The organism is Eubacterium sp. Marseille-QA0814, assembly GCF_965119675.1.
GTDB lineage: Bacteria > Bacillota > Clostridia > Lachnospirales > Lachnospiraceae > Eubacterium_G.
This window is the reverse complement of record NZ_CBCPMG010000001.1, coordinates 2,018,539-2,039,712: the sequence shown is the minus strand read 5'-3', so window position 1 is coordinate 2,039,712 and position 21,174 is coordinate 2,018,539. Positions and strand designations below refer to the sequence as shown.

Below are 21,174 nucleotides of genomic sequence, written 5' to 3'. Positions count from 1 at the left end.
ACCATAAATTATTTTTATGATTGACATGTCTTTTAACCAATAAGAAATCATTCCTTTTGAACTATTGCAAAATTTACAACAATTTCCCAATGTTCTAACTCTCCATTTCGTAATTTTTATAATTGGGGTGGTTTGTATATTCTTTATCATCTTTGATACTTTGTTCCTCTTCCATTACCTGTTTTCTCAATATAGTCCTGCTCGACAAGGTGGTTTAAAATTGATATAACTTTTGATTTTTTCAACCCTGTTTCCTTTACAATTGCAGAACTGGACATAGACTTTGTGTCAAGTAAGTTAAATATAACCGATTCATCGCCTTCTAATGTATTTTTTTCAATGATTGGAAGGCATATTTTAATCATGTTTTCAGTTATTACATATTGCGGCTTTATAGCATTATCTTTATAATATTGATTTATTCTTTTTATTCCGGTTCCGAAACGTTCTATCATATGCAATCTTAAAAACACATTGCATAAAATATAGTTTCTAGGTATGGATATTCCTCCGTTCAAATATTCTTCCTTAGAAATACCCTTTGGTAATCCACCGGGAGAGGTGATTTCTATCCTATTATCATACATGGCCACGTTGATGTTTGATTTCACATCCCATGTTCTATGTGCTAATGCATTTGCTATAGCTTCCCTGAATGCTTCCTTAGGAATCAATTCTTTTATACGCTTTTGATTTGTAAAAATATGGTTTGTTACTACCCTCTTCAACAGTAAGGACTATTACTGATGTATTTTCATTTATATTTAATCTATAATCCGGTACAGGTGAAATACTATCATTTATCCTATTTTCTATATCTGTGCATTCCTGAACGGGATTTTTAACTCCAACTTCAATTCCATCATCATCTACTCCAAAACGTATCTTTTTGCGTTCACTTTACGTTTGATTATTAAACATACTTTTTAGTTTTTGTTTGATTTTACGTTTGATTTTCAGACATATTTTTAAGTTTTCGTTTGATTTTACGTTTATTTTTCAAACGTATTCTTAATTTTTGTTTAATTTACGTCTAATTTCCAAACGTATTTGCTATTTTTTAACACTATTTCAGAATCACAATCTGCCCTACTGCTTTCTTATATTTATCTTCTACAATCTTAAGCCTTCCACTTTCAATTAAATACTCCATTGAAAATACACACAAAAAAGCATCTGATGAAAACAAATGTTGATTTATGTATTCTCTTTGAAGCTTTACATTCTTTGGCATGTTATCTGGTTCTAATAAAGCCTGATACTCTCTAATCAGAGCAAGATTTTCTTCAATCACTTCATTTTTTATATTGTAAGCCATTTTCTCAAGCTTTTCTCTTATTTCTCCTTGTTTTATTGCTACAACACCTAATTCATACCCTCCATCTTTCTTTGTAATATAGCCTTTTTCCAAAAGAAATGTATATTCATCGACGCTAAGAATATCTCCATTAATAAATCTACCAATCAACTTAAGATCCCTTTGTATATTAGGGCCACCATAGTATTCTGTCACTCGTTTATCCGACCATTTGCTATCCACCAGCCACAACTTTAACAGTTCGTCTTCATTCCAACATGGTCCACAAAATTTCTCCGTGATATTTAATATTTCTTTTTCACTCTCTGAATCAACACTGGCAGTAATAATATTGCAACCACCATCCGGTCTAATGGTTGCTGCCTGCTCAAATGTAATTGTTTTTTTAATACTATCTACATTAGCTGTTGCAATCAGATATATTAATAATCCCCACATTCTAAAGTTATCATCCTTAGGGCCTAAAATATCCGGACTATTTAAGTAGTTGTTATTTACAATTTCGTCAAATAATTTTGCAGAAAGCTCTTCTGCTATTTTTCTATAGCATTTCTTAATAATGTTGACTTCATTTTCCCCATTTGTTTCTTCTATAATTATATTGCAAATGTATTTGTTTTTGTCTCTTATAACAAGTTGATGTTCCTCAAGAAATTCGATTTCACTTTCTATATAAACCGGAGAAACATTCATAATATCAGCAATTTCTTCAATTGTTCTTGCTGAATCTTTTATCGTATACAGAATATTTTGAGACAATGCACTTCTTACATACTTTATTGGATTTCCCATTGTTCCCGTATACCCATCATATCTAACCTTTGCAAACTTTATTGGATTAAATTTTAAATCATTTATATTTCTCATCTTTGCCATACCTCGTTTCAATTCGTTCTTTGCCACACTTAGGTGCCACTTTACTGTTCCCACTGGAAGATTTAAAATAGAAGCTATTTCTTTTTGCTTTTTTTCTTCGTAATAATACATAATGAGAATTTGTCGCTGAATCTTAGACAGATAAGCAATTTCTTTTCTAATTCTGTGATAGTTTTCCTTTTCTATCATGCTATCAATTATATCCTTGCCACCATCACTTATTTTAACTTCATTATCATCTATTGAAACATTCATCTTAAAGCGACCATTTCCCCTATAGAAATTAACCAAAGTATTTCTAGCTACGGTCCACACAAATCCATCTACATTAATCACATCTTTAATGCACAGCGACTTATACAATTTAAAAGCTATCTCCTGCGATATGTCTTGTACGTCAGCCTCGTTTGACACTCTTTTCTTTACAAAACTGTATATTCGATTTATGTAATTATTAACGATTTCTCCTGCTTCTTTTTGCTCCATTTTCTCCTCCATTATGTGCTTTATTGAACATGTTCATTAATATAGACACAGATAAGTAAAAAAGGTTGGAACTTTCTCCAACCTTTTTTAGCTTCAATCTTTTTTATTTATCAAATTAGAAAGGGCATCAGATAAAATGGCTTAAACAGTAAATTTTCTTCCTTTCCAACATCTTTCTGAGACAATAAATATATTTTATTTACATTCTTTGAAAATTTTTCAGAGAACTGCTTTATGGACCGATGTTGCCCTGCACCAGAAGATTTAATCTCAAAAGCATTTATTTTACTTCCTTCAGAAATCAGGAAATCCACTTCATAATAATGTGTGCTTCCATTTTTTCCCATATATGATAATACAATTCTCTTCCAGATGCAGTAATCATTTGAGCAATAAGATTTTCATAAAGGAACCCTAAATATAAACATATCATATCATAAACGTGCATTTCTTCAAGGTCTTAAATTTAATTTTTCTACATTTCTTCAAAGCTTGATTTACCCAATTCCTACATTTCTTCAAAGTTTTTGTGTACAAATTGTTTAAATGTAACTCTTTTTGATTTTAAGCTACAACTTTACATTCTTTAAGGAAATAAAGTTGTAGCTAATTACGAGCATATCTAATATTAAATATTATATCCTTTGACATTATTTCTATTTTACTTTACCTCAAGGTAAAGTCCTGCAGCACTATGCTCATAATCTTTTGGAATTTCCAAATCATTAGAGTCATATATTCCATAATAAAATAGCGAAGAAATAGGTTGGAAGAACATTTTCATATTCCAATAAATAAAGTTACTCATCAGTTCTTTTCGCACATATGGCAATAATATTTTTTCTACTTTACCAGCTATACAATCAGAATATTCATATGCGATATTCCTAACTGCTTCTTTTATTAGTGTTGCTATTTTTTCAAATACGTCTCTTTTAAAAATTGGTAATAATACTTTATATCCATTGTCTTTCTTTTCAACCAAGCCGTTTTTAATAAAACAGGCAACCATTTCTTCTTCATATGTATTCAGTTTTTTACTACTGTTTTCAGCTAGTTCCATTAATAGTGTAATATTATCACCATTTACCCACAGGTCACGTCCCTTTGCAAATTCTTCTCCTTCACTTGGAAAAGGGGCACACTGATAATCGTTTACGAATTCAATTTTTCCATAACGTGTGGACATAAATTTTTGAGTTAAACATGACCATTCAGCTGTTTTCGTTTCATCTTGAATAGGATAATCGATATTTTCATCAGCATTGCTGTATTGCATTGTAATCCTATAATCTCTTTCCCCCTCATCTTTATACTTGCCTTTGTACTTTTCTAAATATTTTTCATTAGCAAGATATCCTATCTGATAGCCTGCAATAACATAAAAAATCCACTTTAAATATTTGTAGTTAAAATCATTTCCATAAAAATCGAATTTTAATATTTCATCTTTTGTGTTCTCCAGAGCCTGATTTACTTTGTCGAAATAACCGTTTTCACGAAATTCATAGTTTGCAACTGACTGTGCCTGCATATATGCCTGCTTTGGGAACACACCAAAATTTGAAATATACTTTTTCTTATTATATGGCACAACTAATTTCACTTTTAAAAGTTGTTCCATAATTGGTTCAACATAAATTGGTGCTACTCCCATTTCATCAGAAATTTCATTAATATTCTTCGGTTCTTTTCCACACAAAACACATATCTGTTGTGCTATTTTTTGATTATCAAGTACGCCTGCTGCCTCTCTACAACTATATCCCCAAAACCAATCTATCTCTGCCGGAGCATAAGATAATGTACCAATGTTTCTCATTTTATCAAACCTCTCTTTCACTTTTTTCTTTGCATCAAACAATCTTCTTTTTACAGTTCCTTCCGGAATTTTTAATTCCTGTGAAATTTGTTTTATTGATTGTTCCTTCAAATAAAATCTAATTATTATTTCACGATAGTCTGATGCTAATCTTGAGAGTGAATAATTAAGATACGAAATCTTTTCATCATTAATAATCTGTTCTATCGGCTGACAAATTTCTGCAGCAACACCTCCAGCCACTTCTATTGGCAATGTTTGAGTTTTCTTGTACTCCATATAGTTTGCATATTTATTATGTGCCATTCTCCAATACCATCCATAAAAATTTGTAAACTTTTTTCCTTTCGAAACAGCCTTTAATGCTTCCAATAAAATATCATGAGCTAAATCTTTTGCCGTATCGCTATTAGCCACTCGCTTTATGCAGAACAAATATGTGTTCTCGATAAGTTCATTATTAATGTATTCACTCATTTTTTCTTCCTCCTGTAAATCGATTTACACTATATTAGTCTCTAAAAAAGCCAAAAGGTTCGCTAATTTTTATAACTTACAAATCTACCAAATTTCTTTTCCGTCTCCCAAAAGAATTGATTTTATAATTCTTGTATTTCGTTATATAGCACTGACATTGCATCTTCTTTGGGGAACATTTTATATCGTTATTATATAGAAATGTTCCCCAATAATTAATATTTCGTATGCAACAAACACCTACAATGAGTCCAACTTAAATTGTAAACATATACGTTCACAATTTTCTCTCTTGAAATTTTCATATAATAAGAGTCTCTAAGTTATTTAAACTCAAAGGCTCTCTTTTTTATATAACTTTATGCAAGTTCAGTTTTCTTCACCGCAATAATCACTTTCACTTCTTCTATGTCCTTACCTGTAGCTGATGCTATCTGCTCTGCTGCGAGCCTACATATTAAGAATAATCTGAATTGCTGTTGATACACGAATATATATGTAGCATTTTGTTTTCTTCTTCAATGCATTCGCTCCCCTCTACTGTGGTAAAATCAAAGTTGGATTTTTCAACAGCGTTGCAATAACCGGGGTATATTTAGACACTCCATAGTCTTCAACAATACTGGTTATTCTAGCCCCTGCATCCTTTGATGAAGCCCCACATAAGAAAACCCTTTCAGCAGCAGTTCCATAATCCAACACTATAAATCGATCATGAAATATACCGCCTGTCTTTTTCATTGATATTTTTACGGATGGATATTCTTTGCAAAAATCCGTAAATTCTATATTATGAAGTTTATTGTTCCCAACATTATCGCTGAATAAAGTAATATTTACTCCTGTAGGAGAATTTTTAAGATGTACCAGCGTTCTTAATCCAATATAATTGTCAACGACATATATTGACGACTTTGCCTGCTTATAAATAGACTCATATACCTCATCTGCACTACTAAATTTTGCATTAAACATGAGCCACTTTTCATCATCATCTGAAACAAAGCTGTTCATCATATCCGCCAACTCAGATTTTGTCACAACATCCTTCAAGCCTTCTGCAACATCTGAAATCTGCTTTTCAAGAGATATCATATCTGAGTTGATTTTGTTAATTTCTATTCTGTTGTTAGCAGCTTCCATGCTTAACTGAAGTATTTCCCGCTGACCTATTAAATCACGATTTTCTAATATGTAATCTTTCATTCTCTTAAAAGTCTTCACAAGTGCACGGCTTTGTTTAATTGCGAGCTCGCCACGCAAAACTGTCATAAGCATATATACTCCCTGTTCTGTAAACACATAAGGTTTGTATTTTATATTTGAACCTCTTCCCATATTCAAGGTGAAATTTTTGCACCTTGAAAGATTTTCCACTTCTTCATCATTCAATTCAAACATAAAATCATCGCCTTCAAATTTGGCAATGTTATTCTTAACCTGCCTTTTAAAATTTTTGGTTTCATACCCATAAATCTCTGCCAAGTCTGAATCAAGCATAACTTTTTTCCCTCTGAATTCATAAAGCCGCTCCTTCATGTATTCTTCTGTAATTTCAATTACTGCAATTTCTTTCTTTTTATCTTCTGCCATATATTTCCTTCCTTGTTTTGCGGTCACAAACTGTGACCACAATTCTCATATGAACATAGTGCCGACATCAGCAATATGTCCGATTTATCATTATTATTCTATTACCTCAGCTAACCATTTTCCTTTCCATATTAGACTTTCTCCTCCCACATTGGACCATTTTATTTTTCGGAGCTTCCAATGAATAACCATCTATCTGCATGACTGTAGAAACACGAGTATAAATATAAACCTTTGTTTTTTACTATTCACAATTTTTCTCCTTGACATTTTCACAAATAAATAGTACCTTTTGAAGTAAGAAATGGGTTTTGTACCGTACGTGCTGACTTGTCAGTAGCTAAGCGGGTTGCTCGTTTCTTTTTTTGTTTTTATAACATCGTACAAATATTCTTACCATTGACATCATGTCTTACTATCAGAAAAAGCATGAAAAATATCATCTTTTCCATTTAAATCTTTAATTACATTTATGTTCTTATTTTTCTCCATTCATTTCCTCTAATCTCTTCATGTATTTTAATAAACGCATCTGCTGACTTTTAGATAACTTATGGTAATCTTCCAAAATCTTATGATCCTCAACATTCTTATAATCAATATCCTCTGATAAATTTTCTTTAAATGACTCTGAACCTATAAGCAATTCTTCCACAGAAACCCCCAAAGCCTCACTAATAACCAATAACTTATCAGAAGCCGGATTCGACTTCTTGGTATTCCAATCGCTAATTGTACTGATTGTTATTCCGGTTCTCCTTGAGAGTTCTCTTTGGCTCATTTTCTGTTCCTTCATTATTTCAAAAATTCTTTCACTTATTATCATATTCGCCTCCATTTTATGCACGCTTTTACGTTCATGTTAATACTAGTTAACATAATAGTCAATATCAATATACTTCTTTTTTGTAATAGCTCTACAGATATATACTTTTATACATTTTTCTAAAAGTAACAAATCCCGACTGCCAGTGATATAAAATGCGAAATTGACAACATGATTATTTGGCGTGAGAATCTACAACTATTCTGCATCGTGTTGCAAGTTTTTCTACATTTCTTCCGGACATTCCATTCCAAGAAGACCACAAGCCTCGTTAACAATTTTCTGAACTAAATTAACAAGATTTAGCCTTGCCATTTTTACCATCTCATTTTCTTCTCGAAGTATGGTACATTCTTGGTAAAACTTATTAAATGAAGAAGCAACTGAAATGATATATCATGCTACAATTGAAGGTTCGTAACGATTTGCTGCATTTTTAACTGCTTCCTCATATCCAGATAGAATCTTAATCAGTTCAAATGTCACATCATCAGTAAGTGCATCATAACATATGTTTTTATTTTCAATTTCTACATTACTCTTACGTAATATGCTCTTAGCACGTGCATAAGTATATTGAACATAAGGACCTGTAGTTCCCTCAAAGCTTAATACGTCATCCCATGAAAAATCTACATCCTTAATACGCTGATTAAACAAGTCATGGAATATTACAGCGCCGATTCCAACCTTTTTAGCAACCATTTCTTTGTTAACCAGCTTTGGATTTTTTTCTTCAATGGATTCCGCCGCACGCTTAACTGCTTCATCTAATATATCTTCTGCATATATTATATTTCCGTTTCGTGTAGATAACTTTGCTCCTTCCAAACTTACGAGACCATATGGAACGTGTACTAAATTCGTATACCACTTGTATCCCATTAACTCAATTGCTTTAAATACCTGTTTAAAATGAAGACTCTGCTCAAGCCCTGTCACATATAAACATTTATCAAAATCGTACTTTTCTTTACGATACAAAACTGCACATATATCACGGGAATGGTAAATTGAACCACCATCCTTTTTTGTAATCATACATGGAGGCATGTTATACTTTGATAAATCAATCACATTAGCTCCCTGACTCTCTATTAATAATTTTTTCTCTTTCAGATAGTCAACTAATTCAGGAACCATATTGCGATAATAGCTTTCACCAAGATAAGAATCAAAGGAAATCCCCAACATTTTATATACTCTTTCAAACTCTACCATACTGATTTCTTTGAACCATTCCCATATTGCCAACGCTTCCTGATTCCCCTGCTCCATCTTTACGAACCACTCTCGTGCCTCATCCATTAGCTCCGGATTTTTCTCTGCTTCACTGTTAAATTTAACATAAATATCAAGTAACTCATCAATTCCTCTTTTCTCAACTACTTCTTTACTACTCCATTTTTTATAGGCAACAATAAGTTTTCCAAACTGTGTCCCCCAATCTCCTAAATGATTAATCCTTATCACTTTATACCCTAATTTATCATAAATTTTATACAATGAGTTCCCTATAACTGTTGTGCGTAAATGTCCTACGTGGAAATTCTTAGCGATATTAGGAGAAGAATAATCAATACAGATTGTCTTATCTAAGCCAACCTTTTCTACTCCCAAATTATCTTTTTCCAAAGTGTTCAGTATCATTTCCACATACTTTTCACGGTTTACAAATAAATTACAGTATCCGTTCACCGCCTCTACCGAAGACAGTCCCAACTCTTCTTTAGCATCTTCCAAATTTTCTTTCACTTCATTAGCTATTAATGATGGATTCTTGTGCATTAACTTGGCTAATGAAAAACACGGAATTGCGTAATCACCCATTTTGTTATCAGGTGGCGTCTCTATTAAATCTAATATCGACTTCCAATCCTCTGTATTAACCACTCCTGCTACAACTTTACTAATTTTTTCTTTCATTTTTCTTTTCTCCCTTCTTGTTTTATAAATGAAAAAAAGAACCGCACCCGATTATCACATCTGATAAATCAAATACGGTTCTGCATATGATACTAATTAACATCACCGCATAACAACAAGACATAAGTTCTTGCAGTTATGCGATTTACAATAACTACAAGAACTTATGTCTTCTCTGTCTGCGTCTTAAACTGTTAATTAATAAATGTTTCATTGTTTTTAAATCCTCTCTCAAGATATTTGTATAATATATAGCAAATTCTAAACGCTGTCAATAAATTTTTCGCCATCATACTAAATTATCAAAACATTTCGGCCAAGCCATGCCACTGTCTCCACATGGCTCGATTGTTCAAGAGAAAACATACCCACCCCCTATTGTAAAAGGGAATGGTGGAACGCACCTTTTCCCTTAAAATCTAGTGGTTCGAGCCTGTGTGAACCTTGAATTATCCTATAATTTGTATAGGCAAACAGGGTAAAGCTCTGTTCCTTAAACTTCATTTTTCATGTCACCCCTACAAACTGGAATTTGTAAATATTATTTTACATTTTTATATGAAATCACAATATGACTTGGTGCAAATAATACTGATGCAATAATCAATAGCACTGACCTACTCATAATCCCACTAAATAAGAACAACATTGAAGGAATAATAGAAAGTGCTAATGCTTCGTCAGACCACCTCCCGAACCAAGTTCCCGAAATATTGATTATCATGAATCCGAAACAACCCAATCTCCCTACTTGTTCTGTGACCTCAACATATTTATTGTTCCACTTATTATCAAATCCATCTTTGCACTTAATCGCAATCTCGTTAAAGAGCGTTGCGTCTTTTCTCAACCCACGAAGCGACACCATACCGTCAGCTTCCATCTGCTTTAATTGCTCCATATAGGTCGGAGCAAAAGGCTTTTTGAAATGCACATTATAGGGTATGCGTTCCTCAATCATATTTATATTTTCATAGGTTTCATTCTTGCGTTCGTTGTGCCTTTCCGCCTTGCTCACATCAGAAACGGTGTACTTTTTACCCTTGCACAACTCATATCCGCCTTGTTGCTTTTCGCCATTTCGTTCTCCTTTCTCGGCAGAGCAAGCAATCCTCCTTTCCTGCCGGAAATAAAAACCACAGGAAAGATACATTAAGCCTTGTTTGTGTCATTTCTCAGGGCGAAAATCAGGGGAAATTTCCTTTCTAAGCCTTTCAAAAAATCGCAAGGTATTTGTACTAACCTGTGGTTGTGTATGAAATTGTGGGTTTGGGATAACAAAAAACACCGTATTTCTACGGTGCGTTCTGTAAGATATATTCTGTTTTATGATAGCAGAAAACTGGAATTCACAGTTCTTCCATCCTTCCCATCTTCAGCGCCATAACAAGAGTTCCGGCTGCCATCACAAAGACACCAATTTCAATCACATAGATGGGAAGAAGCGCCGGACCTGCCACGGCAAAGAAGTCCACGATAAAATGAATCCCATATGCAAGAACCGCTGTAAAAGCCGCTGTCCTGTATTTGCCTGCCTTTACCGCCCGGTAGATCAGCAGTGACAACCCGATATGCAGAATGATAGCACTGATTCTTTCGATTCCGCTTACAAAAAAGAGTGGTGCCGGTGTTGTCCATAGGGCCGACAGCTGTGACACGGTCTGATTTGCAGACTCAGCAGGAAGTGCCGCCAGCGTATTCTGCATGGCTCCGCTGTTGATCATCAGCATGGACACAAGATTGCTGATTCCGGAGAGTCCTCCGAGCAGAATAGCCTCCACACCGCCATGCCCGATTCCATACATCAGTGCATTTGGAAAATCCAGCCATTTCTTCATCCAGAACTTCATGGCAATCAGTCTTCCGGTCTCTTCAAAAACAGCTGCAGCCAAAGCCGCGTACACATAGTAAAGCCATGGCCTGCTCTGTGCGTTCAGTCCGCAGAACCGAATGACAAGAACATGCAACAGCTGCTCCAACAGCATGGCAAACAGCAGATAGGTTCCTGCTCCGATAAAGAACGAGGAAATCCTTGCCTTAAGCTTCACCCTTCCTGCAATGAACAAAGCAATCGGTACCCCCATCGAGAGGACAACGGAGCAGATAACTCCCGCTATCGCCAGACCTGATATTGTGTTCAATTCCATCTTTATACCTCCCTGATTCTCAAAAAATTCCTTTATTGTATTTGAACTGTCCATACAATATAAAGCCTAATCCGACAATAACTGCTGGAAGAATGATATAATCTATAATTATTTCACTCCAAAACGAAACAATAAAACCTAATATAAGAGATATTCCTATAATCAGCGTTCCTGTGCCGACTGTTTTTCCATACTTTGGTATATCTTCTTCCTTTACTTTTCGCCTGTTATAAGAGTGAATTGTGCTGATATTGCCTTTGATATTTACAATTCCCACAACAGATATGAACACTCCCAAAATCAACAGTATAATATTTTCCATAGTGACCTCCTAAAAATAGAATAGTTCCTCAAATTTTTTGTCCAATGCAATACAAAGAATTAGAGCCAATTTTGCAGTTGGATTAAACTGTCCTGTTTCAATAGAACTAATGGTATTTCTTGATACCCCTACCATTTCTGCAAGCTGAGCTTGAGAAAGATTTGCTTCTGTGCGAACTTCCTTTAAGTGATTTTTCAGTTGTAATTGTTCTTTCATATTCTCACCTCTAAAAGGTGGCTAACAAATCCAACAAATGCAAAAATGGAAAGCACAAAAAACAGAACGGTCAAGACCAAATCACTCTTTCGCTTCATTTTGATAAAACGAACTAACCATTGTGTTGCAATAATGCTGAAGTATATAACCCACGGACTGTAAATCATAGTATGAGCAAGCACAGAAGATAACAGCGAAAGCAAACAACACACTAAAGCACCAACTCTGCTTGCGTGACTTCCGGCTTGATATACCACTTCCATTTCAGCCAAGTCCTTATTGCGATGTTCTTTTCTGCTTGCATTTAAGATTTCGTCCTTTTTCATAAAAACACCTCCATGCCAAGTTTTCTTTGCATGTTTTAATTATACACATACCAAGTTTTCTTGTCAATAGAGTTCATAAAAAAGTTACAACCGATATAATAGATAACTTTTCTACCACTTCGATTATACTCGCAACTTAATGACTTCTTGAATACTTGCCGAAAAAGAAAAACTGCCATCGGTTTGACAGCAGTTCTTCTTCGGTTAGTATCCGTTAGGAATACACAATATCATTCATTACAATCTCATCGGCACAGGCTCGAATGTTATTCATCAATCCTATCCATCTCATCATATCCGTTGCTTTCAGTTCTTCTGTTACACCTTGCTTCTTTGCCATTTCCTTTATCAGATATTCCGCCATATCACGAGCCGAAGTATCAATTTCGGCAAGGTGTTCATATAACTTTCCGCTTGTCAGCAGATTAAAATATAGCACACTTTTCGACAAATTCTTACAAATAACTACAAATTTTTTCACAAGAAACGAAAAAAACGATACTGCATCTCTGATAAGGCTTTTCATACAGATCCATAAAATCATCCGGACAGGAAATCTGATTACCAATATGGTATCTACAATCAGATATAGTGCAAATGCTTCGTCAGACCACCCCCCGAAACAAGTTCCCGGAATATTGATTATCATGAATCCGAAACAACCCAATCTCCCTACTTGTTCTGTGACCTCAACATATTTATTGTTCCACTTATTATCAAATCCATCTTTGCACTTAATCGCAAATACAACATTGGGTATCATAATGACTGCAATAAAAATCAGCCCAAAAACATTAAGTCATTCCATATTATCTACCATCACAAACTTCGATTTGTAAATTTCATTGAATATGAATTTTATCTTTCTCCAGTAGATACAGATATGTAATCGGATTCTGTGCCGACTGATTCAACTTCAATCCGACTATCGACTTTCCAATGTAGAACGATTCATTCTCATCCATACCTCTTTGGTAGAGTCTATTTATTTTGATGACAAGGATTTTATGCCTGATGTCTTTTTCTTCAAGTGGGGCGGCACCGTTTATTCTTTCACACTCATCAACCGATAAAGCCTCTGCAGAATGGTGTCCGGCAACAATGTTTGTAAGTCCCGCGTCACCAACATAGTTGAAAGCATTAATCAGTGAAGCCTCTGCAGCAAATGCCTCTTCTTCGGTTAAGTTTGAATTGATGATTATTTTCTCAACCTCAAATCCGGCATTCTTAATATCCGCAATAGTCTTCAGTTTCAACTTCTCGCTATCAGGACTGCCCAGGCTCTCTTTTTCATGTTCATCATCCTTTGTTACAACTGCTGCTTTCTTTTCTCTCAATCTCAATATTCCTGTCTATCCAACCATAAAATTTCCTAGATTTTTAAAAGCTTTTAGGACATTTTTTGCGGTATTATTTCCAGTAACCAAAACTATCGAAATCCCATTATTTCAAGCCTTTTTCATACTATCAATTATGTACTTTAGTCAACAGAACCACTGTCTCCACATGCACTGTCTGACCAAACATGTCGCATGGTGTTGCTTCCTTTAACTTATACCCATGTTCTTCAAGCCATTTCAAATCCCTTGCCAATGTAGCGCTGTCACAGCTTACATAAACAATTCTCTCCGGATTCATTTTTACAATAGTATCAAGTAACACCTGGTCGCAACCTTTTCGTGGCGGGTCCACCACAATCACATCCGGCTTACATTCAGGTTGATTTTTATGTTCCTCAAAATATTTAGGAACTACTTCTTCTGCTGCCCCAACCAGAAACTCTGTATTTTCCATGCCATTTATGGCAGCGTTTTCTCTGGCATTGTCAATTGCTTCAGGAACAATCTCCACGCCAATAACCTTCTTTGCAGCTTTTGCAAGGAAAAGAGAAATACTTCCAATACCACAATACAAATCCCACACAGTTTCTTTACCTGTAAGGTTTGCATATTCCAGCGCCTTGTTGTAAAGCTTTTCTGTCTGAATTGGATTTACCTGGAAAAATGACAATGGAGAAATTCTAAACTTAACATCCCCAATGTAATCTTCAATATAATCTTTTCCGTACAAATTAATAATTTCTCTGCCTAAAATTACATTGCTTTTTTCTTTATTTACATTAAGACAAATACTTGTCATGTCATCAATTTGCAATAACTGTTCCACCAATTCCTGTGAATGTGGCAATTTATTTCCATTAATAACCACACAAACCATTATCTCATTTGTAAAAGCACCAATTCTAATAAGAACATGTCTCACCAAACCTTTGTGTGCTTTTTCATCATAAGGTTTAATGTTATAAATATTCATAAAAGTTTTTACTATATGCATTACGGTGCCATTTACGTCACCATCTTTTTCAATACCAAGAAGGCAATTGTCCACGCTAATAATGGAATGAGTTCTGCCTGCATAAAAACCGCTGACAATATTTCCCTCTCTGTCCAGACCTACCGGAAACTGTGCCTTGTTTCTATAATGAAAAGGTCCGTTGTCTTCATGTCCCTTTACTGACAACTCTTCCATGCCGATAATAGGCTTCATTTCAAAGTCTTCTATGCCACCAATTCGTTTAATATTGTTATAGACTTTTTTCTCTTTAAATTCCAACTGCTGCTTGTAATTCATTGCCTGCAACTGACAGCCTCCACAGCGGTTTGCCTCAGGGCAAAGAGGCTCTACACGATAAGGGGATGGCTTTACAACTTCAAGTAATTTGGCAAAAGCAAAATTCTTTTTTGCCTTCATTATTTTCACCTTTACCACATCGCCAATAACTGCATCTTTTACAAAAAGAGCATAGCCATCAACTTTGCCTATGCCCTCTCCTGTAGTTCCCTGATCAATAATTTCTATTTCAATAATATCATTCTTATTAAACATATATTTTAATCATTCTCCATTTTTATTCAGTAGTTCTTCTAATGTTGCTCTCTAAAAATCTATTGTAGCCTAACCACTGGTCTGATGTTGCTGTTCCGTTACTCTTAAAGATTTCCATAACTGTTTCCATCTTTGCGTCTGTATTATCTGCAAAATTAAGTGCAACAGCTTCAATTAATGCCGGCTTCTTTGGTGAACCGTATTCAAGCTCGCCATGATGCGCCAAAATACAATGCTTCAATTCATTTGCCTGCTTTGTTGGAAAATCAGGTATTGTTGCTATAATCTTTGAAAGCATTTCCGAACCCATAACAATATGACCTAACAACTGACCTGCATCTGTGTATTCATTAGAAGGAAAATCTGATAATTCATATACTTTTCCAATATCATGACAAATAGCCGAAGTAATAAGTAAATCCCTGTTTAAAATAGGATATTGTTTTGTATAAAAATCGCATAACTTTGTTACTGAAAGTGTATGCTCTAATAAACCACCGATAAATCCATGGTGAACACTTTTAGCCGCTGAATGTTTCTTAAATGCCTCTGCAAAATTTGCATCATCAACGAATAATGTTGTTAAAATCTGTTTATAATAAGGGTTATTAACACTGGCGATGAATTTTAGCAATTCTGTCATCATTTCGTCGATGTTTTTATCAGTGCAAGGTAAATAATTTGATGGATCAACATTTTCTTCACTTACTTTTCTTGCGCGCTTAATACTAAGCTGTGTCTGACCGTTAAAAACTGTAACGTCTCCATGAACTTCTACATAATCTAATGCGTCAAAATCATCAATGCCCATTGAACCCGGGTCCCAGATTTTTGCATCTAACTGTCCTGTTTTATCCTGTAAAATAACATTCTCATACTCTTTTCCTGTTTTTGTCATTGCGCTACTTTTTTGTTTGCATAAGTATACTTCCTGTACTCTTTCACCTTCACGTAATGTTTCGATATATTTCATTATTTCCTCCTAATATAAGAATTTACTTTTATACACATTTAAGCTAAACTTTATTATAATTGATTATGTATTCAAATACAAGAACAGTACCACTGTATTTGGTGGCAGAATATGTATAGTTACATCAAATAAATGGAGATTATAAAATGAACAAAAAGGTATTAAAAACATTAGAGTTTAACAAAATTATTGACTTGCTAAAAGAAGAAGCAGGTTCTGACATGGGTCGCAGACTTTGTGAGAATCTCACCCCTTCATCTGATTATCATGAGATAAAAATAATGCAGCAAAATACAGGCGATGCACTTACACGAGTTTGGCAAAAAGGGAGTCTTTCTTTTTCGGGACTTCACAACATTGGTGAATCCCTTAAACGATTGGAAATTGGCAGCACCCTTGGCATGGGAGAACTTCTTAGAATCAGTTCCCTATTAAAAGTTGCCAACAGGGTTAAAACTTTTTCAAGACGAGATGACGATGGTAACAAAGACAGCCTAGACGATATGTTTGAAGCCATTGAGCCTCTTACTAATTTAAATAAAGAAATTGAAAAGTGTATTATTTCTGAAGAAGAAATGGCAGATGATGCTTCTTATAACTTAAAAAATATTCGAAGACAGATGAAGCTGACAAACGATAGAATTCACAGTCAGCTTAGTAACCTTGTTAATTCTACTAACAACAAAACATACTTACAGGACTCTCTTATTACCATGAGAGACGGTCGTTACTGCGTTCCTGTTAAACAAGAATATCGTGGCAATGTGCCGGGAATTATTCACGACCAGTCCTCAACAGGTTCAACTCTTTTTGTAGAGCCTACTGTAGTTGTGGAACTTAATAACAAGTTGCGTGAACTATCAGTTAAAGAAGCTGATGAAATTCAAATTATACTTGCTAATTTAAGTGTTACATGTAGCGAATACATGGAACAGCTTAGAACTGACATGAAGTTACTGCCTAAACTTGACTTTATTTTTGCGAAAGCAAATCTTGCCAAGAAAATGAAAGCAACCATGCCTGAGTTTAACGACAAACGTTTTATAAACATTAAACAGGGACGTCACCCATTACTTGATCCAAAGAAAGTAGTGCCAATAGACGTTAATTTAGGAAAAGATTTTAACCTGCTTATTGTTACAGGTCCTAACACCGGTGGTAAAACAGTTTCCCTAAAAACAGTTGGTCTATTATCATTAATGGGCCAATCAGGTTTACACATTCCTGCATTTGAGGGCAGTAGCCTTGCAGTATTTAAAGAAATTTTTGCAGACATTGGTGACGAGCAGAGTATTGAGCAAAGTTTAAGTACCTTCTCAGCCCATATGGTAAACACTGTAAATATTTTAGACAAAGCTGATCAGGACTCTCTTGTTCTCTTTGACGAATTAGGTGCAGGAACTGATCCGGTAGAAGGTGCAGCTCTTGGAATTTCAATTCTTAACTTCTTAAAGAATATGGGTACAAGAACCATGGCAACAACTCACTATAGTGAGTTAAAACTTTACGCCCTCTCCACCGATGGTGTCCAGAATGCCAGTTGCGAATTTGATGTTGAAACTTTAAGACCAACTTACCGCTTATTAATTGGTATACCGGGAAAAAGTAATGCCTTTGCAATTTCAGAGAAACTTGGATTACCTAAATTTATTATTGATGATGCCAAATCAAGAATTGATGCTGAAGATGAGCAGTTTGAAGATGTTTTAGCTGAACTTGAACGTCAGAAGAAACAGATTGAAAAAGACCACGAAACAATTTCTGTTTACAAGTCTCAAATAGCGTCTTTGAAAAAAGATTACGAATACAGAACTAAAGAAATTAATGAAAAGAAAGATAAGATTTTATCTAAAGCAAGGGAAGAAGCCCTTGATATTCTTAAAGAAGCTAAGGAAACTGCTGATACAGCAATTAAAAATATTAACAAATACGGTAAGTCCGGCAATACAAAAGAACTTGAAAAATCAAGAACTGCCGTTGGTTCAAAAATTAAAAAGAATCAAAGCCACAGTTCGATTAAGGCTTCTAAGCCTTCAAAATCTTACAAAGCTTCTGACTTTAAACTTGGAACAGGGGTTAAGGTGCTTAGCATGAACTTAAATGGTACTGTTGCCTCCCTTCCAAACGCAGCCGGTAACTTAACTGTCAAAATGGGTATTTTAAACAGCAAGGTTAATATTAGGGACTTAGAAATTATTGATGAACCTGATATTAAGGCACCGGGTCTTACAAGAAACAGTAGCGGCAAGATTAAAATGAACAAATCTCTTAACGTGAAGATGGAAATCAACTTAATCGGTAAAACTGTTGATGAAGCTTTAGGTGAACTTGAGAAATATCTTGATGATGCTTACATTGCACATTTACCACAGGTTTATGTAATTCATGGTAAAGGCACAGGCACATTAAGAAAAGCAGTTCAGAATTATTTGAAAACCTGCTCTTATGTTAAGTCATACAGAAACGGCGAGCATGGTGAAGGGGGTGCAGGTGCTACAGTAGTAGAATTTAAGTAATGTTTAATATTAGAAAATAAAATTTTGTATTATTGCAGATTTTATTTTTTGTATTATTGCAGATTTTATTTACTGCAAATAAGATATTTTTACATTTTATTATAAGCTATTTAACATAAGAACTTTATGATATAATTATTAAAAATCGGCTGAAAAATTTTAATTAACATTATATTTCCATTATCTTTAAAATATAAAAGATACTAGGATTTTAATTTTTCAGTAACCATTAATGGGAGGACAATCAAATGGCAAACAAACAGAAAATATTAATAGTTGATGATGATGCAAACATTGCAAATCTTATTTCTCTTTATTTAACAAAAGAGTGTTTTGATACAAGAACAGAAGAAGACGGTCAGTCAGCACTTAACGCTTTTAAGGAATATAATCCTGACCTTGTACTTCTTGACATTATGCTACCGGGCATTGACGGATACGAAGTATGTAGGGAAATCCGAAAAGAGTCAAAAGTTCCTATTATTATGCTTTCTGCCAAAACTGAAGTTTTTGACAAAGTATTAGGACTTGAATTAGGTGCAGATGATTATATGATTAAACCTTTCGACTCAAAAGAATTAGTTGCAAGAGTTAAGGCAGTTCTAAGACGTTACACAGCACCTGCTGCAGCTCCAACTCCTAAGTCAGACAAATATGTTGAGTACAAGGATTTAATTATCAACTTATCAAACTACGAAGTTATTTACAAAGGAAAACAAGTTGAAATGACACCAAGGGAAATTGAACTTTTATTTTTCCTTGCTTCATCTCCTAACCAGGTTTTCACTCGTGAACAGTTGCTTGACCATATTTGGGGTTACGAATATGCAGGTGATACACGTACAGTTGACGTCCACATTAAACGTATAAGAGAAAAAATTTCTGACACAGATGAATGGTCTATTGGAACTGTTTGGAGCGTTGGATACAGATTCGAGGTACATAACAAATAATGAGAAATTCTATTTTAACTAAATTTTTTATAGGATATTTTTCCTTTGCTGTACTTGGATTTTTACTTATAACTTATTGGTCAACAAACCTTATTTACAATCATTTGGTTCAGGACGATGCCAAACAGCTTAACAGCTACGCGTCTGTTGTTTCAGATAATATCAAATCTCTTGATATAGAATCTTTGGATGATATTTCAAGTCCTGATAACTACTTTAGTGATTTTAACAGAGTATTGAATTGTAATCTTCTTGTTTTAGATAATAATAAGAAAATGATTTATACTACTGACAAAACTCAGGAATTAAGCAACGATGAACATACAATTGTATTTAACGACTTTGATCCAACTGACTATAGCAAAGTTTCCTATAGAATAGGAAAATTATACAATATTTCAAAAACTGACACTTTAAGTGTTGTCCACACACTTGCAAAAGACGATATAACTTACGGGTACGTGGTAGCCCACATGCCTACATCTTATATTAAGGACAGCAGTTACAATATTACTTACATTTTCTATGTAACGTATATTATAATACTGGCTTTGTCTTTAATAGTTTTTCTTAATTTCATGTGGTTTATTTATTTACCTCTTAAACAAATTCGTCTGGCGGCAATGGAATATGCCAAAGGTAATTTTGAATATGAGGGCTTAAAAGTAAATAACGATGATGAAATTGGTGATGTGGCAAGTTCACTTAAATACATGTCTAAGCAGTTAAACAATTCAAGGGAATATCAGAAGAAATTTATTTCAAATATTTCTCACGATTTCCGTTCACCTTTAACATCAATTAAAGGTTATCTGGAAGCAATGATGGATGGAACCATACCACCTGAGGATTATAACAAATATTTATCAATTGTTATTTCCGAAGCAAACCGTTTAGAGAAATTAACGACCGGTCTGCGTAGCTTAAACAATTGGAACAGCACCGGGCCTGAACTTTTATACGAAGAGTTCAGTATGGAAAGTGTTATTACTTCCACTGTTGAAACTTTTCAGGGAAGTTGTGAAAAGAAGCATATACAGCTTATAATTCAATTTCCTACAAAACATTACAATGTCTATGCTGACAAAGGGAAAATTGAACAGGTTCTTTACAACCTTTTAGATAATGCCATTAAATTCAGTAATATTGGTTCAAAAATCATATTAAAGGTTTACAACAAGGGTGAAAAAGTCTACTGTTCTGTTAAAGATTTTGGTATGGGTATTCCTAGTGACAGCATTGATAAGATTTGGCAAAGATTTTATAAAACAGACCTTTCAAGAGGCCGTGATAAAACCGGTTCCGGTATTGGTCTTGCCATTGTTAAAGAAATTATGATGGCTCATGGTGAAAACATTGACGTTATAAGCACCGAAGGTGTTGGAACTGAATTTGTATTTTCACTAAAACGCGCCAAGAAATAGTTACATGAAAGAAATAGTTATATGAAATAAACAGTTATGTGAAATAAATAGTTATATCAAATAAATAATCATATTCAATGAAACAAG

19 protein-coding genes and 1 pseudogene are annotated in these 21,174 nt (G+C 34.3%); 3 read left to right on the top strand and 17 right to left on the bottom strand.

What is annotated here, in order from left to right:
• Window positions 1–146: 146 nt before the first annotated feature.
• The 17 genes and pseudogenes from ACQY63_RS09445 to ACQY63_RS09365 form a co-directional block, all read right to left on the bottom strand.
• Window positions 147–674 (bottom strand): ATP-binding protein, encoded by a 528-nt coding sequence (locus ACQY63_RS09445; protein ID WP_412336001.1) that lies wholly within the window; start codon window positions 672–674, stop codon window positions 147–149.
• Entirely contained in the window at window positions 664–858 is a 195-nt protein-coding gene (locus ACQY63_RS09440; RefSeq protein ID WP_412336180.1) for an AlbA family DNA-binding domain-containing protein, read from the bottom strand. The genes ACQY63_RS09445 and ACQY63_RS09440 overlap by 11 nt, the downstream gene beginning before the upstream one ends.
• Before the next feature lie 208 nt (window positions 859–1,066).
• Complete coding sequence (locus tag ACQY63_RS09435) at window positions 1,067–2,680, bottom strand: sigma-70 family RNA polymerase sigma factor (RefSeq protein ID WP_428245099.1); 1,614 nt, start codon at window positions 2,678–2,680, stop codon at window positions 1,067–1,069.
• A gap of 110 nt (window positions 2,681–2,790) precedes the next feature.
• Window positions 2,791–3,027 (bottom strand): hypothetical protein, encoded by a 237-nt coding sequence (locus tag ACQY63_RS09430; protein WP_428245098.1) that lies wholly within the window; start codon window positions 3,025–3,027, stop codon window positions 2,791–2,793.
• Window positions 3,028–3,341: 314 nt separating this feature from the next.
• Complete coding sequence (locus ACQY63_RS09425; RefSeq protein WP_428245097.1) at window positions 3,342–4,979, bottom strand: RNA polymerase sigma factor; 1,638 nt, start codon at window positions 4,977–4,979, stop codon at window positions 3,342–3,344.
• A 537-nt stretch (window positions 4,980–5,516) separates the two neighbouring features.
• Window positions 5,517–6,572: an ORF6N domain-containing protein gene (locus tag ACQY63_RS09420; RefSeq protein ID WP_412335993.1), complete on the bottom strand. Its 1,056-nt coding sequence runs from the start codon at window positions 6,570–6,572 to the stop codon at window positions 5,517–5,519.
• Window positions 6,573–7,050: 478 nt separating this feature from the next.
• Window positions 7,051–7,398, bottom strand: a complete 348-nt coding sequence (locus tag ACQY63_RS09415) for a helix-turn-helix domain-containing protein (protein ID WP_412335992.1) — start codon at window positions 7,396–7,398, stop codon at window positions 7,051–7,053.
• Window positions 7,399–7,623: 225 nt separating this feature from the next.
• Window positions 7,624–9,324, bottom strand: a pseudogene (gene argS, locus ACQY63_RS09410) (arginine--tRNA ligase).
• Between the two features lie 541 nt (window positions 9,325–9,865).
• Window positions 9,866–10,477, bottom strand: a complete 612-nt coding sequence (locus ACQY63_RS09405; protein WP_428245096.1) for a plasmid recombination protein — start codon at window positions 10,475–10,477, stop codon at window positions 9,866–9,868.
• Between the two features lie 196 nt (window positions 10,478–10,673).
• The gene (locus ACQY63_RS09400) at window positions 10,674–11,471 is read right to left on the bottom strand and encodes a YhfC family intramembrane metalloprotease (protein WP_227909633.1); all 798 of its coding nucleotides are present in this window, start codon (window positions 11,469–11,471) and stop codon (window positions 10,674–10,676) included.
• Between the two features lie 19 nt (window positions 11,472–11,490).
• A complete protein-coding gene (locus ACQY63_RS09395) occupies window positions 11,491–11,793 on the bottom strand; it encodes a hypothetical protein (RefSeq protein ID WP_004853440.1) in 303 nt (100 codons plus the stop codon).
• A gap of 9 nt (window positions 11,794–11,802) precedes the next feature.
• Window positions 11,803–12,009 carry a helix-turn-helix transcriptional regulator gene (locus ACQY63_RS09390; protein ID WP_003865061.1) on the bottom strand — a complete coding sequence of 69 codons (207 nt, stop codon included), beginning with the start codon at window positions 12,007–12,009 and terminating at the stop codon, window positions 11,803–11,805.
• Entirely contained in the window at window positions 12,006–12,335 is a 330-nt protein-coding gene (locus tag ACQY63_RS09385) for a DUF6442 family protein (protein ID WP_005363298.1), read from the bottom strand. The genes ACQY63_RS09390 and ACQY63_RS09385 overlap by 4 nt, the downstream gene beginning before the upstream one ends.
• Before the next feature lie 214 nt (window positions 12,336–12,549).
• On the bottom strand, window positions 12,550–12,861 hold the full coding sequence (locus tag ACQY63_RS09380; RefSeq protein ID WP_317258984.1) for a TnpV protein: 312 nt from the start codon (window positions 12,859–12,861) through the stop codon (window positions 12,550–12,552).
• A gap of 316 nt (window positions 12,862–13,177) precedes the next feature.
• Window positions 13,178–13,672 (bottom strand): LEM-3-like GIY-YIG domain-containing protein, encoded by a 495-nt coding sequence (locus tag ACQY63_RS09375; protein WP_412623118.1) that lies wholly within the window; start codon window positions 13,670–13,672, stop codon window positions 13,178–13,180.
• Between the two features lie 130 nt (window positions 13,673–13,802).
• Window positions 13,803–15,221 carry a 23S rRNA (uracil(1939)-C(5))-methyltransferase RlmD gene (rlmD, locus tag ACQY63_RS09370; protein ID WP_412623119.1) on the bottom strand — a complete coding sequence of 473 codons (1,419 nt, stop codon included), beginning with the start codon at window positions 15,219–15,221 and terminating at the stop codon, window positions 13,803–13,805.
• A 22-nt stretch (window positions 15,222–15,243) separates the two neighbouring features.
• Window positions 15,244–16,194, bottom strand: coding sequence for a 3'-5' exoribonuclease YhaM family protein (locus tag ACQY63_RS09365; protein ID WP_022164574.1), 951 nt, complete (start codon window positions 16,192–16,194; stop codon window positions 15,244–15,246).
• A gap of 146 nt (window positions 16,195–16,340) precedes the next feature.
• Here ACQY63_RS09365 and ACQY63_RS09360 point away from each other — a divergent pair, with 146 nt between their 5' ends.
• The 3 genes from ACQY63_RS09360 to ACQY63_RS09350 all read left to right on the top strand — a co-directional run bounded on the left by ACQY63_RS09360 (window position 16,341) and on the right by ACQY63_RS09350 (window position 21,087).
• Complete coding sequence (locus ACQY63_RS09360) at window positions 16,341–18,710, top strand: endonuclease MutS2 (protein WP_412335975.1); 2,370 nt, start codon at window positions 16,341–16,343, stop codon at window positions 18,708–18,710.
• Window positions 18,711–18,958: 248 nt separating this feature from the next.
• The gene (locus ACQY63_RS09355; RefSeq protein WP_022165105.1) at window positions 18,959–19,663 is read left to right on the top strand and encodes a response regulator transcription factor; all 705 of its coding nucleotides are present in this window, start codon (window positions 18,959–18,961) and stop codon (window positions 19,661–19,663) included.
• Window positions 19,663–21,087 carry a HAMP domain-containing sensor histidine kinase gene (locus ACQY63_RS09350; RefSeq protein ID WP_022165106.1) on the top strand — a complete coding sequence of 475 codons (1,425 nt, stop codon included), beginning with the start codon at window positions 19,663–19,665 and terminating at the stop codon, window positions 21,085–21,087. The genes ACQY63_RS09355 and ACQY63_RS09350 overlap by 1 nt, the downstream gene beginning before the upstream one ends.
• The last annotated feature ends 87 nt before the right edge of the window (window positions 21,088–21,174 follow it).

Excerpts from the sequence above, each read along its gene's own strand:
- ACQY63_RS09425 (WP_428245097.1), bottom strand. The coding sequence starts at position 4,979 with ATGAGTGAATACATTAATAATGAACTTATCGAGAACACATATTTGTTC.
- ACQY63_RS09355 (WP_022165105.1), top strand. The coding sequence starts at position 18,959 with ATGGCAAACAAACAGAAAATATTAATAGTTGATGATGATGCAAACATT.
- ACQY63_RS09360 (WP_412335975.1), top strand. The coding sequence starts at position 16,341 with ATGAACAAAAAGGTATTAAAAACATTAGAGTTTAACAAAATTATTGAC.
- ACQY63_RS09395 (WP_004853440.1), bottom strand. The coding sequence starts at position 11,793 with ATGGAAAATATTATACTGTTGATTTTGGGAGTGTTCATATCTGTTGTG.
- ACQY63_RS09420 (WP_412335993.1), bottom strand. The coding sequence starts at position 6,572 with ATGGCAGAAGATAAAAAGAAAGAAATTGCAGTAATTGAAATTACAGAA.
- ACQY63_RS09380 (WP_317258984.1), bottom strand. The coding sequence starts at position 12,861 with ATGAAAAGCCTTATCAGAGATGCAGTATCGTTTTTTTCGTTTCTTGTG.
- ACQY63_RS09365 (WP_022164574.1), bottom strand. The coding sequence starts at position 16,194 with ATGAAATATATCGAAACATTACGTGAAGGTGAAAGAGTACAGGAAGTA.
- ACQY63_RS09385 (WP_005363298.1), bottom strand. The coding sequence starts at position 12,335 with ATGAAAAAGGACGAAATCTTAAATGCAAGCAGAAAAGAACATCGCAAT.
- ACQY63_RS09435 (WP_428245099.1), bottom strand. The coding sequence starts at position 2,680 with ATGGAGCAAAAAGAAGCAGGAGAAATCGTTAATAATTACATAAATCGA.
- ACQY63_RS09405 (WP_428245096.1), bottom strand. The coding sequence starts at position 10,477 with ATGTATCTTTCCTGTGGTTTTTATTTCCGGCAGGAAAGGAGGATTGCT.
- ACQY63_RS09400 (WP_227909633.1), bottom strand. The coding sequence starts at position 11,471 with ATGGAATTGAACACAATATCAGGTCTGGCGATAGCGGGAGTTATCTGC.
- ACQY63_RS09415 (WP_412335992.1), bottom strand. The coding sequence starts at position 7,398 with ATGATAATAAGTGAAAGAATTTTTGAAATAATGAAGGAACAGAAAATG.
- rlmD (WP_412623119.1), bottom strand. The coding sequence starts at position 15,221 with ATGTTTAATAAGAATGATATTATTGAAATAGAAATTATTGATCAGGGA.
- ACQY63_RS09390 (WP_003865061.1), bottom strand. The coding sequence starts at position 12,009 with ATGAAAGAACAATTACAACTGAAAAATCACTTAAAGGAAGTTCGCACA.
- ACQY63_RS09350 (WP_022165106.1), top strand. The coding sequence starts at position 19,663 with ATGAGAAATTCTATTTTAACTAAATTTTTTATAGGATATTTTTCCTTT.
- ACQY63_RS09430 (WP_428245098.1), bottom strand. The coding sequence starts at position 3,027 with ATGGGAAAAAATGGAAGCACACATTATTATGAAGTGGATTTCCTGATT.